This window comes from Pseudomonas sp. SDO5532_S415 (genome assembly GCF_054071155.1).
On record NZ_JBSVWS010000010.1, the window covers coordinates 1 to 13,836 of the forward strand.

At 58.7% G+C, this 13,836-nt stretch carries 15 protein-coding genes and 1 pseudogene; 9 read left to right on the forward strand and 7 right to left on the reverse strand.

Translation table 11 applies throughout. From position 1 onward, the window contains the following. Nucleotides 1-200 precede the first annotated feature (200 nt). The 7 genes from ACW9HW_RS05305 to ACW9HW_RS05335 all read left to right on the forward strand — a co-directional run bounded on the left by ACW9HW_RS05305 (nucleotide 201) and on the right by ACW9HW_RS05335 (nucleotide 6,750). Nucleotides 201-1,646 (forward strand): SulP family inorganic anion transporter, encoded by a 1,446-nt coding sequence (locus tag ACW9HW_RS05305; protein WP_457398801.1) that lies wholly within the window; start codon nucleotides 201-203, stop codon nucleotides 1,644-1,646. A 186-nt stretch (nucleotides 1,647-1,832) separates the two neighbouring features. Then, nucleotides 1,833-3,182 (forward strand): GntT/GntP/DsdX family permease, encoded by a 1,350-nt coding sequence (locus tag ACW9HW_RS05310; RefSeq protein ID WP_095194042.1) that lies wholly within the window; start codon nucleotides 1,833-1,835, stop codon nucleotides 3,180-3,182. A gap of 15 nt (nucleotides 3,183-3,197) precedes the next feature. After that, nucleotides 3,198-4,058 carry a MurR/RpiR family transcriptional regulator gene (locus tag ACW9HW_RS05315; protein ID WP_095194041.1) on the forward strand — a complete coding sequence of 287 codons (861 nt, stop codon included), beginning with the start codon at nucleotides 3,198-3,200 and terminating at the stop codon, nucleotides 4,056-4,058. A gap of 1 nt (nucleotide 4,059) precedes the next feature. Continuing rightward, entirely contained in the window at nucleotides 4,060-5,517 is a 1,458-nt protein-coding gene (locus tag ACW9HW_RS05320; RefSeq protein WP_457398802.1) for an N-acyl-D-amino-acid deacylase family protein, read from the forward strand. A 119-nt stretch (nucleotides 5,518-5,636) separates the two neighbouring features. Beyond that, nucleotides 5,637-6,005, forward strand: a complete 369-nt coding sequence (locus tag ACW9HW_RS05325; protein WP_095194039.1) for a glyoxalase superfamily protein — start codon at nucleotides 5,637-5,639, stop codon at nucleotides 6,003-6,005. A gap of 83 nt (nucleotides 6,006-6,088) precedes the next feature. Continuing rightward, nucleotides 6,089-6,334, forward strand: coding sequence for a FitA-like ribbon-helix-helix domain-containing protein (locus ACW9HW_RS05330; protein ID WP_457398803.1), 246 nt, complete (start codon nucleotides 6,089-6,091; stop codon nucleotides 6,332-6,334). After that, nucleotides 6,331-6,750 carry a PIN domain-containing protein gene (locus ACW9HW_RS05335; protein WP_457398804.1) on the forward strand — a complete coding sequence of 140 codons (420 nt, stop codon included), beginning with the start codon at nucleotides 6,331-6,333 and terminating at the stop codon, nucleotides 6,748-6,750. The genes ACW9HW_RS05330 and ACW9HW_RS05335 overlap by 4 nt, the downstream gene beginning before the upstream one ends. 119 nt (nucleotides 6,751-6,869) lie before the next feature. Here the strand turns inward: ACW9HW_RS05335 and ACW9HW_RS05340 are convergent, their stop codons facing one another. From ACW9HW_RS05340 to rimJ, 4 genes and pseudogenes are all read right to left on the reverse strand, one after another. Further along, complete coding sequence (locus ACW9HW_RS05340; protein WP_372237759.1) at nucleotides 6,870-7,733, reverse strand: methyl-accepting chemotaxis protein; 864 nt, start codon at nucleotides 7,731-7,733, stop codon at nucleotides 6,870-6,872. 42 nt (nucleotides 7,734-7,775) lie between these two features. Next, nucleotides 7,776-8,825, reverse strand: a pseudogene (locus ACW9HW_RS05345) (methyl-accepting chemotaxis protein); the annotation flags it as partial. Nucleotides 8,826-9,208: 383 nt separating this feature from the next. Continuing rightward, nucleotides 9,209-9,481, reverse strand: a complete 273-nt coding sequence (locus ACW9HW_RS05350; protein WP_457398806.1) for a DUF6124 family protein — start codon at nucleotides 9,479-9,481, stop codon at nucleotides 9,209-9,211. Between the two features lie 329 nt (nucleotides 9,482-9,810). Then, a complete protein-coding gene (rimJ, locus tag ACW9HW_RS05355; protein ID WP_457398808.1) occupies nucleotides 9,811-10,398 on the reverse strand; it encodes a ribosomal protein S5-alanine N-acetyltransferase in 588 nt (195 codons plus the stop codon). Nucleotides 10,399-10,643: 245 nt separating this feature from the next. Here rimJ and ACW9HW_RS05360 point away from each other — a divergent pair, with 245 nt between their 5' ends. After that, nucleotides 10,644-10,895 (forward strand): transcriptional regulator, encoded by a 252-nt coding sequence (locus ACW9HW_RS05360; protein WP_457398809.1) that lies wholly within the window; start codon nucleotides 10,644-10,646, stop codon nucleotides 10,893-10,895. Nucleotides 10,896-10,948: 53 nt separating this feature from the next. Here the strand turns inward: ACW9HW_RS05360 and ACW9HW_RS05365 are convergent, their stop codons facing one another. The 3 genes from ACW9HW_RS05365 to ACW9HW_RS05375 all read right to left on the reverse strand — a co-directional run bounded on the left by ACW9HW_RS05365 (nucleotide 10,949) and on the right by ACW9HW_RS05375 (nucleotide 12,583). After that, nucleotides 10,949-11,116: a hypothetical protein gene (locus ACW9HW_RS05365; RefSeq protein ID WP_457398810.1), complete on the reverse strand. Its 168-nt coding sequence runs from the start codon at nucleotides 11,114-11,116 to the stop codon at nucleotides 10,949-10,951. Further along, nucleotides 11,116-11,838, reverse strand: a complete 723-nt coding sequence (locus tag ACW9HW_RS05370) for a zeta toxin family protein (protein WP_457398812.1) — start codon at nucleotides 11,836-11,838, stop codon at nucleotides 11,116-11,118. Before ACW9HW_RS05370 ends, ACW9HW_RS05365 begins: the two co-directional genes overlap by 1 nt. 274 nt (nucleotides 11,839-12,112) lie before the next feature. Further along, nucleotides 12,113-12,583, reverse strand: a complete 471-nt coding sequence (locus ACW9HW_RS05375; protein WP_457398813.1) for a cysteine hydrolase family protein — start codon at nucleotides 12,581-12,583, stop codon at nucleotides 12,113-12,115. Nucleotides 12,584-12,850: 267 nt separating this feature from the next. On the opposite strand from ACW9HW_RS05375, the gene ACW9HW_RS05380 reads away from it, so the two are divergent. Next, a complete protein-coding gene (locus ACW9HW_RS05380; protein ID WP_457398815.1) occupies nucleotides 12,851-13,783 on the forward strand; it encodes an NAD-dependent epimerase/dehydratase family protein in 933 nt (310 codons plus the stop codon). The last annotated feature ends 53 nt before the right edge of the window (nucleotides 13,784-13,836 follow it).

Consider the following 13,836-nt stretch of genomic DNA (forward strand, 5'->3'; position numbering starts at 1 on the left):
AATACCAACCGAATCTAAGGCGGTAGGATTTACCTACAACATAGAATCTCCCACAGTTGACCGCGTTGTTCGGACGTCCGCGGTCTAATGTGGGAGCGAGCCTGCTCGCGAAGGCATTTCTGAAGGCGCATAAGCTGGCCGGGCTGCCCTCGATTCCGTAACATCCGCACATTCTTTCTCGCTACTCCCTGCGGTCCTCCATGAAACCAAAAAACCTGCGTGCCGATGCCCTGGCCGGTCTCACCACGTCCTTTGCCCTGCTGCCCGAGTGCATCGCCTTCGCGCTGGTGGCCCATCTCAATCCGCTGATGGGGCTGTATGGCGCGTTCATCATTTGCACTCTCACCGCGCTGTTCGGTGGTCGACCGGGCATGGTGTCCGGGGCCGCCGGGTCGATGGCCGTCGTGATCGTCGCATTGGTGGTGCAGCACGGTGTGCAGTATTTGCTGGCCACTGTGTTGCTGGGCGGGTTGATCATGTCGGCGTTCGGCTTGCTCAAGCTCGGCAAGCTGGTGCGCATGGTCCCGCACCCGGTGATGCTCGGCTTCGTCAACGGTCTGGCGATCGTCATTGCCCTGGCGCAACTGGAGCATTTCAAGAGCGGCGAAACCTGGCTGAGCGGTACGCCGCTGTACATGATGGTCGGGTTGGTGCTGCTGACGATGGCCATCGTCTATCTGATGCCGCGGCTGACCCGCGCCGTGCCACCGGCACTGGTGGCGATCCTGAGTGTGGGGCTGGCGGTGTATCTACTGGGCCTGCCAACCCGCACCCTGGGTGACATGGCTCACATTGCCGGTGGGTTGCCGACGTTTGCCTTGCCGGATATTGCGTGGAACCTTGAAACCCTGCGCATCATCGCGCCCTACGCGATCCTGATGGCCATGGTCGGCCTGCTGGAAACCCTGTTGACCCTGAACCTCACCGACGAAATCACCGAGAGCCGTGGCTACCCGGATCGCGAGTGCGTAGCGCTCGGGGCCGCGAACATGGTGTCCGGCGTATTCGGCGGCATGGGGGGCTGCGCGATGATCGGCCAGACCATGATCAACCTCAGCTCTGGCGGACGTGGGCGCGTCTCCGGCGTGGTGGCCGGGGTGTCGATTCTGCTGTTCATCCTGTTTCTGTCGCCGCTGATCGAGCGTATTCCGTTGGCGGCGCTGGTCGGGGTGATGTTCGTGGTGTCGCAGCAGACTTTTGCCTGGGCCTCGCTGCGGGTGGTCAACAAGGTGCCGCTCAATGATGTGCTGGTGATCATCGCGGTGACGGTGATCACGGTGTTCACCGACCTGGCCACTGCGGTGCTGTGCGGGATCATCATTGCGGCGTTGAATTTCGCCTGGCAACAGGCCCGTGAACTCTACGCAGACAGCCACCTTGAGGCCGACGGCAGCAAGCTCTATCTCCTGCATGGCACGCTGTTCTTCGCCTCGACGACACCGTTCCTCAATCAGTTCGATCCCGCCAACGACCCGTCGGTAGTGACCATCGACTGTCGTCATTTGAGCTTCGTCGACTACTCCGCCATTGCCGCGCTCAAGACCCTGCGCGAGCGCTACGACAGAGCCGGCAAACACTTGCGGGTACTGCATTTGTCCGAGCGCTGCAAAAAGCTGCTCAAGCGTGCAAGCGTGAATCACGACTGACTGGACGATCGTTTCCGGCGATGAAAATTCGCCGGTCCGATTTTCATTAATCGCGACATCGCATATCCGTCAGCGACATCCCTTACCTCTCTACGAAAATTACTTTCACCTCGTTTGATAATCGCGCCTCGAAATGTTTTAAGAGTTTCACAAAACTTTCGACGTGACCCTCTCGAGGAGTACCGCATGACCCTGTCCTTCGGCTATTGGCTGCTGGTGTATGCCGCCATCGCCATCATTGCCCTGATCGTTCTGATCGCCCGTTACCGGCTCAACCCCTTCATTGTCATCACCCTGATTTCCATCGGTCTGGCGTTGGTCGCGGGGATGCCGCCGTCCGGAGTGGTCGGGGCTTATGAGGCCGGGGTCGGCAAGACCCTGGGGCATATCGCGCTGGTGGTGGCGCTGGGCACGATGCTCGGCAAGATGATGGCCGAGTCCGGCGGTGCCGAGCAGGTGGCGCGGACGTTGATCGACCGTTTCGGTGAAAAGAACGCGCATTGGGCGATGGTTTGCATTGCCTTCCTGGTGGGCCTGCCGCTGTTTTTCGAGGTCGGTTTCGTGTTGCTGGTGCCGATTGCCTTCACGGTGGCGCGGCGGGTCGGCGTGTCGATCCTGATGGTCGGCTTGCCGATGGTTGCCGGGCTTTCGGTGGTGCATGCGCTGGTGCCGCCACATCCGGCGGCAATGTTGGCAGTGCAGGTGTATCAGGCGTCGGTGGGGCAGACCTTGCTCTATGCGATTGCGATCGGCATTCCCACGGCGATCATCGCCGGTCCCATCTATGCCAAATACATCGTGCCGCGCATTCAGCTGCCGGCGGAAAACCCGCTGGAACGGCAGTTCCTCGAACGTGAACCGCGCGACAGCCTGCCGGGCTTCGGCATCACCATGGCGACCATTCTGTTGCCGGTGGTGCTGATGCTGATCGGCGGCTGGGCCAATCTGATTTCCACGCCGGGCACCGGTTTCAACCAGTTCCTGTTGTTCATCGGTAACTCGGTGATCGCACTGCTGCTGGCGACTTTGCTGAGCTTCTGGACCCTCGGTCTGGCCCAGGGCTTCAACCGCGAGTCGATCCTCAAGTTCACCAACGAGTGCCTGGCGCCGACTGCCAGCATCACCTTGCTGGTAGGCGCCGGTGGTGGCCTGAACCGGATTCTGGTGGACGCCGGCGTCACCGACCAGATCGTCAGCCTGGCTCACGAATTCCACCTGTCGCCGCTGTTGATGGGCTGGCTGTTCGCCGCGTTGATGCGCATCGCCACCGGCTCGGCCACCGTAGCCATGACCACCGCGTCCGGCGTGGTCGCGCCAGTGGCGATTGGCCTGGGTTATCCGCACCCGGAATTGCTGGTGCTGGCGACCGGCGCCGGCTCGGTGATTTTTTCCCACGTCAACGACGGCGGCTTCTGGTTGATCAAGGAATACTTCAACATGACGGTCACCCAGACCTTCAAGACCTGGACCGTGCTGGAGACCATCATTTCGGTGGTTGCCTTCGGCCTGACCATCGGCCTTTCTTACCTGATTTAACCGGAGCCGCCCGCCATGGACATCCTTTACCAGATTCGCGCCCGCCAGGATTCTTTCAGCGCCGGTGAAGGACGCATCGCCCGCCTGATGCTCGACGACGTAGGGTTTGCCGCGTCCGCCAGCCTCGATGAGCTGGCGCAGCGGGCGGAAGTGAGTACGGCGACGCTGTCGCGTTTCGCCCGCACGGTCGGCTGCCGCGACTTGCGTGACCTGCGCCTGCAACTGGCCCAGGCCAGCGGTGTCGGCAGCCGCTTTCTCGACCCGGCGGGCACGCCTGAGCAATCAGCGTTCTACGGGCAGATCGTGGGTGATATCGAGTCGACCCTGCGCCAGCATCTGGCGGCCTTCGACGAGTCGCGCTTCAGCGATGCAGTAAAACTGCTGGGCAAGGCGCGGATGATCCACGCCTTTGGCATGGGGGGCTGCTCGACCTTGTGCAGTGATGAGTTGCAGGTGCGCCTGGTGCGACTCGGCTACCCGATCGCGGTGTGCCACGACGCGGTGATGATGCGCATCACGGCCTCCAGTCTCAGCGCCGAACACGTGGTTATCGTCTGTTCGCTGACCGGCATCACTCCGGAGCTGATTGAAACGGTGGAGCTGGCCCGCAGCTACGGCGCACGGATTCTGGCCATTACCCGCAGCGACTCTCCGTTGGCGCAATTGGCCGACATCGTGCTGCCGCTGCAAAGCGCCGAAACCTCCTTCATCTACAAACCGACGGCGGCACGTTACGGCATGTTGCTCGCCATCGATGTGCTTGCCACCGAGCTGGCACTGGCCAATCCTCAAGACAATCAAGAGCGTCTGCGGCGGATCAAACTCGCCCTGGACGATTACCGCGGCGGCGACGATCACTTGCCGCTGGGAGACTGACATGATGTACGACACGCTGATCCGCAACGCCTTGATCATTGATGGCAGCAACAGCCCCGGTTATCCGGGTGACGTGGCGATTCTCAACGGTCGCATCGAGCGCATCGGCGACTTGCACGACGCCCGCGCCGCTGAAGAAATCGACGCGCAGGGTCACGTGCTGGCGCCGGGTTTCATCGACGTGCACACCCATGATGACACGGTGGTGATCCGCCAGCCGCAGATGCTGCCCAAGCTCAGTCAGGGCGTGACCACGGTGATCGTCGGCAACTGCGGGATCAGCGCCTCACCGGTGAGTTTGCGCGGCGATCCACCGGACCCGATGAACCTGCTCGGCACCTGCGCTGCCTTTGTTTACCCTAAATTCAGCGATTACCGCGCCGCGGTCGAAGCGGCGAATACCGCACTGAACGTGGCCGCTCTGGTGGGCCATACCGCGTTGCGCAGCAACCACCTCGATGACCTGTTTCGCACGGCGACCCCCGATGAAATAGCGGCAATGCGCGAGCAACTGCGCGAGAGCCTGGAGGCTGGTGCGCTGGGCTTGTCCACCGGGCTTGCCTATGCCAGCGCGTTCTCGGCATCCACCGACGAAGTCATGCAACTGACCGAAGAGTTGACGGCCTTCGGCGCGGTCTACACCACCCATTTGCGCAGCGAATTCGAACCGGTGCTGGAAGCCATGGACGAGGCGTTCCAGATCGGTCGCCATGCGAAATCCCCGGTGATCATTTCCCACCTCAAATGTGCCGGCGCCGGCAACTGGGGACGCAGTCCGCAACTGCTGGCATCCCTGGAACAGGCGGCGAAAACCCACCCGGTGGGCTGCGACTGCTATCCATATGCCGCGAGCTCGTCGACCCTGGACCTCAAGCAAGTCACCGATGCCCATCGCATCACCATCACCTGGTCCACGCCGCACCCGGAAATGGGCGGCCGCGACCTGATGGACATCGCCGCTGAATGGAATCTGTCGTTGCTCGACGCGGCCCGCCAGCTGCAACCGGCCGGCGCGGTGTATTACGGGATGGACGAGGCCGATGTGCGACGAATCCTCGCGCATCCACTGTCGATGGTCGGTTCCGATGGCTTGCCGGAAGACCCGTTTCCACATCCACGGCTGTGGGGCGCCTTCCCACGAGTACTCGGACATTTCAGCCGAGACGTGGGCCTGTTTGCGCTGCACACCGCCGTGCACAAAATGACCGGGCTGTCGGCGTCGCGATTCGGTTTGAAGGAACGCGGCGAGATTCGTGAAGGGCATTGGGCGGATCTGGTGTTGTTCAACCCGGCGACCATTCGCGATGTCGCGGACTTCAATGATCCGCAACGGGCGGCCGAAGGCATCGAAGGGGTGTGGGTCAATGGTGTGCTGAGCTACCGCGACGGTCAGGCGAACGGGCGCAGGGAAGGGCGGTTTCTGGCGCGGGAGGGGGATTTGCGTGACGGGTTTCAATGACGTTTTGGGTTGTGCGTCACAGTGATGGCATATTGAGATTAAAGAATGCTGCCAGCAAGCCGAATTGCTGACGTACAGCCCGGCTACACTGTGGGCTATTTCTGTCTGGGAGCAACTCGATGAGCTTCGGCAAAACCACCCCGATCCTGCGGATCTTCGATGAAATCAAGGCTGTTGAATTCTACGTCGACTTCCTTGGATTCAAGATCGACTGGCAGCACCGTTTCGAAGCCAACTTCCCGTTGTACCTGCAAGTGTCTCGGGGCGAGTGCGTGTTGCACCTGTCCGAACACCACGGCGATGCGACACCGGGCTCGGCCTTGCGCATCGAGACCGATGAACTGGAAGCCTTCCAACAGCAACTGCTGGCCAAGGACTATCCATTCTCCCGACCGCATATCCAGGCAATGCCCTGGGGCAGCCAGGACATGACCATCAGCGATCCGTTTGGTAACCGGTTGGTGTTTACCAATGCGATTAGTGTGTAGCGCCGTTCGGCAGCTCGATGTCTTTTACTTGAGTATGATGTGCTAGCCTGCAATCAATGATTTCATTGATTGCAGGAGGCATCATGGCCAGCATCACGATTCGAAACCTCGACGATCAAATTAAAGAACAGTTACGCATTGCGGCCGCTCATAACGGGCATTCAATGGAAGAGGAGGCCCGTCTTATCCTGGGTAGAGCATTAGCCTCCGTCGATCGTGCAGGTGGGCTCGGCAGCAGAATCCGTAACCGGTTCAGTGCGTGCGGTGGTGTTGAGCTCGATCTGCCTGTGCGGCAGGAGAAAGCGACCGCGGTGGACTTCTCTGAATGATAGTGCTCGATACCAATGTTCTTTCGGAGTTCATGCGGGTCGAGCCTGACACTCAAGTGCTTGCCTGGGTTGATGCGCAGCCTGCGATGGAACTGGCAATAAGTGCCGTTACCGTGGCGGAAATCCTCCATGGCATTGCCCGTCTTCCCTCCGGCAAGCGCAAGCAGAAACTCGAAGCACATGCGATGGCGATGTTTGAAGAGGACTTTGCCGGACGGATATTGCCCTTCGATGTACATGCCGCAGTCGAGTACGCCACACTGGTGGCGGGTTGTGAAGCAAAGGGGCGGGCGGCGGCAATGGCTGACGCGCAGATTGCAGCCGTCTGCCGAATTCATGGGGCACTGATTGCCACCCGCAATGTTCGAGACTTCGAGTTTCCCGGGCTGGAGGTGATTAATCCGTGGGAAGCCTGAGTATCTTCATTACCCGTTAGATCGCGATCGCGGGCTTGCCCGCTCCCACAGGATGTTCACTGAACCTGTGGGAGCGGGCTTGCCCGCGATTGGATTGGTGATATACCGCTGACTGAACGTCAGACCCGGAAGTGGCTGACCATCATCTGCAACTGATTCCCCAGCCGCGCCAGTTCAACACTGGACTTGGCCGTCTCGTCGCTGGCCGCAGCGGTCTGTTCCGACACGTCGCGCACGTTTATGATGCTGCGGCTGATTTCTTCGGCCACGGCGCTTTGCTGCTCGGCGGCGGCAGCGATTTGCTGGTTCATCGACTGGATGTTGGACACCGTGCGGGTGATGCTTTCCAGTGACTCGCCGGCCTTGCGGGTCAGGGCCACGCTGCTGTCGGTGAGCACGCGGCTGTTATTCATCACCGCCGACACTTGTTGCGTGCCGTTTTGCAGGCCGGCGACCAGGCCTTCGATTTCCTCGGTGGACTTCTGCGTACGCTGGGCCAGGCCACGAACTTCGTCGGCCACCACGGCAAAACCTCGACCGGCCTCACCGGCACGGGCCGCTTCGATGGCGGCGTTCAGTGCCAGCAGGTTGGTCTGTTCGGCCACGGCCTTGATCACGTCCATGACGCTGCCGATCTTGTCGCTTTCCTGTTGCAGCACGCTCATGGCTTCGGTGGAGCGCACCACCTCGCTGGCCAGGCGCTCAATCTGCGCGATGGCTTCGTTGACCACTTTGTCACCTTCACGGGCTTCGCCGTCGGCAGCAGCGGCGGCTTGCGAGGCCTGTTCGGCATTGCGAGCAACTTCCTGCACGGTCGCCGTCATTTCGTGCATGGCCGTGGCGACCTGATCGGTCTCGACCTTCTGGCTGTTCACCCCGGCGCTGGTTTGCTCGGTCACCGCCGACAGTTCTTCGGCGGCGCTGGCGATCTGGGTCACACCGTCGCGGATCCCGCTGATCAAGTCACGCAGAGTCACGCCCATACGCGCGATGCCTTGCTGCAACACGCCGAGTTCATCGCGGCGGGTGACTTTGACGTCCTGGGACAGGTCGCCGCTGGCGATGCGATTGACCACGGCCAGCGTATCGCGCAGTGGGCCAGTGATCTGGCGGGTGATGAGCACGGCGGCAATGATGCCCACCAACAATGCCAACAATGTGCTGACCAGTTGCAGGGTGCGAGCCTTGGCGCTTTCGGCGTCGCGTCGGTCGAGCTGGATCTGATACAGCTGCTCGCTCAGGGAGACGATGGCGGCGCCCTGGTCGGTCATTTCCTTGCGCGACTGCACCACATCGTTGCTCGCGGCTTTATAAGCCTGCAGGGCGCTGCGGTAATTGCCCAGTGCGGTTTCCAGCTGCGGCAGGGCATCCGGTTGCACGTCGGCGAAATGCACGTTGAGCTGCTTCACGCTGGCGATGGCGGTGTCCAGTTGGGCGACGGCCTTCTGTTCGGTTTCGGCGTTGGTGGTGGCGGTGTAGCCGCGCACTTCGTAGCGAGCCAGCAGGAAGGCTTCCTTGGCGGCGGTGATGGCCTGGAACTGTTCGAAGCGTTGATCGCTCGGCGGCAGTTGTTGCACGCGGCTGTTCAAGGCGTTGATCAGCGTGTTGGCGGTTTCCGCGTTGGCGGTCATGACGTCCCGTGCACTGTTGCCGGCGCGATAGGCCCCCCGCATTTTGTTCAGCGACGTCTTGTAGGCGTCGATGACGGCACCTTGCTCCTTGAGCAACTTGAGGTTTTCCGGGCTCTTGAATTTCACCAGCAGGGCCTGCTGCTGAGCGGAAAAGGCTTCAAGGCTGGTCTGCACATTCTGGGCGGTGGTTTCGTCGCCGTTGGTCAGCATGTATTGCAGACGCACCACGCGCAGCTTGGTCAGGCCGGCGTTGAGCTGGGTGATGTCGCTCATCCAGTTGCTGCGGTCAATCAAACTGCCGAGGCTGGTCCAGCCGGTCAGGGCGAGGATGCAGGTCAGGGCCAGGACCAGGCCAAACCCCAGGCCCAGTTTCAGGTTTACGCTGATATTGCCGAACCAGCTATTCATCAAAATTCCTCCAGGAACGTGGTGCTTCTCGATCATCGGTTGGCTGGAAGATTGTTGTTTTTAGGTGCCAGCAGGGTGTGTAGAAGGTGTTTATCGGCAGCAACCGCGAGAGCTGAAAGGATTTTGTCAGGTAGATTCTGTAACAAGGTTTTTGCGTCTTTTACGTTGCCTTTAAGCTTTTTTTTCACAAGCAGTTTCACTGCCTGCCCACGCCCGAGCCTCTTCCCTCGACGCATCAAATGGGGTTGGCGATGTCCGTGCTGCAGATGGCTGAAGAGTCGGTGATGGTGGATGAGACCCAGCCCGGTGTTTTGAATCGTTTTGCCTGATAGACAGCATTCGCGAGCAGGCTCGCTCCCCCAGAAGAGCGCAATCCCTTGTGGGAGCGAGCCTGCTCGCGAAGAACGATAACGCGGTGATCAGACTTGCTCTTGCGGATCAACGTTATCCAGCGCACGGTTAACCGCCAGCTCTGCCAGCATGATGATCTGCGCAATGGCCAGCGCCGTATTGCGCTGTGGGCCGTTCAGGTAGGTAGCGAAGTCGTTGAGCATGACGTTGGCTGAGGCTAATGACTCGCAGGCGTGGGCGAGGAGGTTTTCGGTTTTTATGTCGGGGAGGACGGTGAAAAATGTGGTTGGGCGGTAGGGTCTTTCGATTTCGAAGGGGGGATCGGGGATTAACTTAACCAAGGCAATGCTCCTATGCGGTGGAAGCCATCTCTTGCCGTTTCTCACACGGCAAAAGGTGGCAGCTATGTGCGAGGTGAGAAAACCGGTCATAGGCACCCGGCCAGACATAAAGTCTGCCCGCACACAGCCGCCATAACGCATTTACGGACAGCGGAAAAGCTGGCGGCAATTATGCGGATACTGGCATTGGATGACTATGAGTTGCCGGGATCTCACACCCGGTCACTGAATTTTTCAGCGACCACCAGAGACTATTTCCCCGACTTCCGACGGACAACCTGAAACACCTGTGGGATCTTTCCTCTCATTTTAATCGCCTGTAGGACGCGCTAACCCAGTTGCCGCGACCATTGCCGGTCCGGATCCTCCCAGACCCTGCTGACCAGTGCTGTCAGCACATGATCCTGCCAGCGCCCGGCAATGTTCAGGTAGTCCCTGGCATACCCTTCACGCTCGAATCCCAGCCGTTCCAGCAACCGCGCACTGCGTTCATTGCCGGGAATGTAGTTGGCCATGATCCGGTGCAGGTTCATGGTTTCGAACATATAGCCGATGCCCGCTTCGAGTGCTTCGCGCATCAACCCCTGACCCTGTCGGGACTCGCAAATGTGGTAACCCAGATAGCACGCCTGAAACGCCCCGCGAACGATGCCGCTGAAATTGCACGCACCGATCATTTGCCCGTTGTCGCGATCCAGCACGGCGAAATGCACTGCATACCCTTCATCGAAGGCCATGGCCTGTTGCGCCAGGCGCGAACGGATTCTTTCCGGGCTGTAGTAATCGTTCGCTCGAACCGGTGACCAAGGCGCGAGGTGCGCGTGGTTACGTCGATAGAACTCGCTTTCCAGCGCCGCCTGGCTGGGGTTCAGGATCGCCAGTGTCACGCGTTTGCAAGGCAGGGAGAGGATCGTCATCTGGCGTTCCAGTGGGGGAAGTGACGATCAATCTACAGGCAAAAAAAAGCCCGCGGGAGGGCGGGCAAACCGTAGTTTCTTGAATGAGCGAGGGAAATGTACAGGGTGTGGCATTAAGGTGGGGTGAAGAAAAGTTCATCTGTTGCGTGAGGGGGGGTATGAGGGGCAATGCGGTTGGAAGCTATTGGACTGGCTTCATGTCGCGTTTACAGTACATTTTGTATGAAATGTCACGGAAAACGAACATGGATCATTCACTGATCGCCTCTCGTTTGGCTCAACAGATACGCGATAAGCGAACCAATCGAGGTCTGACGCAGGCTCAACTGACCAAACTCGCCGATTTACCCCGGCAAAAAATCATTGCAGTGGAGAAAGGCGCCCTTTCTGTCGCCATGGTTGCTTATGCGCGAGTCCTTGGCGCATTGGATTGCGAGTTCACCGTGACGCCGGCCGCTATGCCAACCCTTGAAGAACTGGGAGATTTGTTCGAATAAAAAATGGAATAAAAAAGCCCGGCATTTGACCGGGCTTCTAAACGATTCGGGGCTTAACTGCGTTTGGCTTCAGCTTCCATCATTACAAGGTTCTGCTGCTTGGTCGCTTCCGTCAGCACTTCACTATAGACACGCTTTTTTTGCTCTGACTTGGCGTTGCGAATGAAGTCGGCGAAGGAGCTCTTGGCTCCCTTGGAAAGGCCTAGCTTGATCGAAATCATTAATTTACTCCTGATCCTAACCCGAGCCTGGCCATAAGATCGGCCCGTGTGTGTCGCTCAGGAATATGGTAGTCAATTTTATCGACCCCAGCTTTGTAAAGGCGTCCTGAATTATCGATATGCTTGAGCAGCAAATCCACATGAACGTCACCTCCGTACTCTAGCTTAAGAGCATTTACCACGTCACGCGCGGCAAAATACTGATCGATGAAATGCTCTGGCCTGATTCTTCTTCCTTCGGCCTCTTCACGCGCTTTGACAAATTCCCATGCCAGGAGCGGATTCTGGTAGACGTAAAGTATTTGCACGAATCTACCCTTGCGTAATGACCTTTCTACGTTCCTTTTAGCCACATCGATGTTAGAGAGCGTTCCATCCAGCACGAATGACTGCCGCTGATCAAAAGCCAGATCTAGAATTTTCTCGACCAAAATTGACACGCCGCTTTGGAATATCCAGGCATTTCCTCCTGTGTAGGCAGCAAACTCACTGCGAAGCTCATCGGGATCAATTCTCAGGATCGCTGTGTCAGCAAAAAGATTAACCAGAGCAATTGACGCCTCAGTCTTTCCGGCTCCCGGCGAACCAGCCATGAATACTGACACAGGGTCTTGCTCTGGAGGGTACGACTCTCTGGCGGCCCGTCGTTTGGCTATAGCCTTCTTGTTCGAGCGCGCAAAGGAAATAGCTTCATCTCTTATGAGCTGCTCAGCAGGAGTCATTCGTTCATTCCTTCGGGATGAATAGCATCAAAGGGAAAAAGAGATGCCGGGTATGTTCGGGGCAAAGGATATAGGTTTACTCCTCTTGCTCCAGTTCATGGCGGTCGTCAAAACTTGAAGGAAATCTCCTCGGACCAAGACCATATGCTCAAGGTAGCTGCAACGGAGAGCGGTCGTCACGTGGTCCGCGATACGGTTTATTGTCTTCGGGAATGCTGCAGCTCAGTGATCTGATTCACCAGTATAGATACCGTGAAACCGAGCATCCCGACTCCTAAATCTGACGCAGTTCACCGACCCTCACCACCTCCCCAAAATGATGCGCCCAAAGCCGCACCCCCAACCCTCCCGACCGATCCAGTGACGATCCCACCGTCAAATCGGTGATCAGCGTCGGCTGCAACCCCGCATCGAACAGCGCAAACCCGGCCGCAAGGCAGCAGGTTTCGGTTTGCAGGCCGCACACCAGGACGCGATCCACGTTCAGGCTTTTCAGGTACTCGATCGTTTCAGGCGTTGGCGCGTAGCCGTGCTTGATGAAGATACGGTCGGCTTCAATCAGGCTGTCGTCATCCGCGGCGGGGTGCCAGCCGAGTTGTTTCTGGAACGGCGTTTTCACTTCGTCGTGGCGTTCGACGGTGGCGACGCTGGGCAGTGTGCCAACGAGCGAACGAATGCCGTCGATGAGCCATTGCGGCGGGGCGAAGCTGGGTTGTACGTCGATGATGAGTAAGGCTTGGCGCATGTGAAACTCCGGTTGGATCCGATTAATGCCGTCAAAAAAATGGCTTTATTTTGACGCGCTACGCCGTTCGGCGACGAAATAGACAACCTATTGACAGTGCTCGTCCGATCTCCCATTATCGGCCGCGTTTTGATGGCCTACCGCCATAAAACTGCCGGTTGTGACCGGGTGGTTTTACACTTTTTACATTCGTATACGATTAAACCAGCACCACCGTTAGCGGACATCCAACACTAGTATCCGCTTGAATCTTCAGGAAGAAATTTCATGTTCGTTGAGCGAGTACTGGTCACTGGCGGGGCGGGATTTATCGGGTCGCATCTTGTAGAAGCGTTGCTGGCCAAGGGATACAAGGTTCGCGTACTGGATAACCTGTCCACAGGCAAAGTCAGTAATTTGCCGATGGATAATGCCAATCTGAACCTGGTCATCGGTGATGTCGCCGACAGTGCCGCCGTTATGCAGGCGATGCGCGATTGCAGTGCCGTCATCCATTTGGCCGCCGTGGCCTCGGTGCAAGCGTCGGTGGATGATCCGGTGGGCACCCATCAAAGCAACTTCGTTGGCACTCTCAACGTCTGTGAAAGCATGTTGAAAGCCGGGATCAAACGCGTGGTGTTCGCCTCCAGTGCTGCCATCTACGGCAACAATGGCGAAGGTTCGGCCATCGACGAAGACACGCCCAAGTCACCGCTGACACCGTATGCCAGCGACAAACTGGCCAGTGAGCATTATCTGGATTTCTACCGCCGCGAGCACGGCCTGGAACCAGTGGTCCTGCGCTTCTTCAATATCTTTGGTCCGCGCCAGGATCCGTCGTCGCCGTACTCCGGTGTGATCAGCATTTTCACCGAGCGGGCGCTGAACAAGCAGCCGGTGTCGATTTTCGGCGATGGCGAGCAGACCCGTGACTTCGTCTATGTCCAGGACCTGGTAAGCATTCTGCTGCAAGCCGTGACGGCGAAAGAGCCGCGTCCCGGTGCCGTGAACATCGGCCTCAGCCGCTCCACCAGTCTCAACGATTTGATCGCTGAACTGGGAAGTGCCACCGGCGACCCGTTGACGGTGAATTATCAGGCGCCACGTCAGGGCGACATACGCCACTCGCGCGCCGACAACGCCCGCCTGCTCGAGCGCTTCAATCTCCCCGAACCGACCTCCATCGGCAAGGGGCTGGCGCAACTCATCCGCAGTCTGTAACCCGGTCGGTTTATCGTTCCGGGTTCAGTGGCACTGGTTCAGTCAATTCAAGA

What these genes read in the sequence shown, in the direction of transcription:
- ACW9HW_RS05330 (WP_457398803.1), top strand. Translation starts at nt 6,089, where the DNA reads ATGGCCAGCATCACGATTCGAAACCTCGACGATCAAATTAAAGAACAG.
- ACW9HW_RS05335 (WP_457398804.1), top strand. Translation starts at nt 6,331, where the DNA reads ATGATAGTGCTCGATACCAATGTTCTTTCGGAGTTCATGCGGGTCGAG.
- ACW9HW_RS05310 (WP_095194042.1), top strand. Translation starts at nt 1,833, where the DNA reads ATGACCCTGTCCTTCGGCTATTGGCTGCTGGTGTATGCCGCCATCGCC.
- ACW9HW_RS05380 (WP_457398815.1), top strand. Translation starts at nt 12,851, where the DNA reads ATGTTCGTTGAGCGAGTACTGGTCACTGGCGGGGCGGGATTTATCGGG.
- ACW9HW_RS05315 (WP_095194041.1), top strand. Translation starts at nt 3,198, where the DNA reads ATGGACATCCTTTACCAGATTCGCGCCCGCCAGGATTCTTTCAGCGCC.
- ACW9HW_RS05325 (WP_095194039.1), top strand. Translation starts at nt 5,637, where the DNA reads ATGAGCTTCGGCAAAACCACCCCGATCCTGCGGATCTTCGATGAAATC.
- rimJ (WP_457398808.1), bottom strand. Translation starts at nt 10,398, where the DNA reads ATGACGATCCTCTCCCTGCCTTGCAAACGCGTGACACTGGCGATCCTG.
- ACW9HW_RS05375 (WP_457398813.1), bottom strand. Translation starts at nt 12,583, where the DNA reads ATGCGCCAAGCCTTACTCATCATCGACGTACAACCCAGCTTCGCCCCG.
- ACW9HW_RS05320 (WP_457398802.1), top strand. Translation starts at nt 4,060, where the DNA reads ATGATGTACGACACGCTGATCCGCAACGCCTTGATCATTGATGGCAGC.
- ACW9HW_RS05360 (WP_457398809.1), top strand. Translation starts at nt 10,644, where the DNA reads ATGGATCATTCACTGATCGCCTCTCGTTTGGCTCAACAGATACGCGAT.
- ACW9HW_RS05370 (WP_457398812.1), bottom strand. Translation starts at nt 11,838, where the DNA reads ATGACTCCTGCTGAGCAGCTCATAAGAGATGAAGCTATTTCCTTTGCG.
- ACW9HW_RS05365 (WP_457398810.1), bottom strand. Translation starts at nt 11,116, where the DNA reads ATGATTTCGATCAAGCTAGGCCTTTCCAAGGGAGCCAAGAGCTCCTTC.
- ACW9HW_RS05305 (WP_457398801.1), top strand. Translation starts at nt 201, where the DNA reads ATGAAACCAAAAAACCTGCGTGCCGATGCCCTGGCCGGTCTCACCACG.
- ACW9HW_RS05340 (WP_372237759.1), bottom strand. Translation starts at nt 7,733, where the DNA reads ATGGGCGTGACTCTGCGTGACTTGATCAGCGGGATCCGCGACGGTGTG.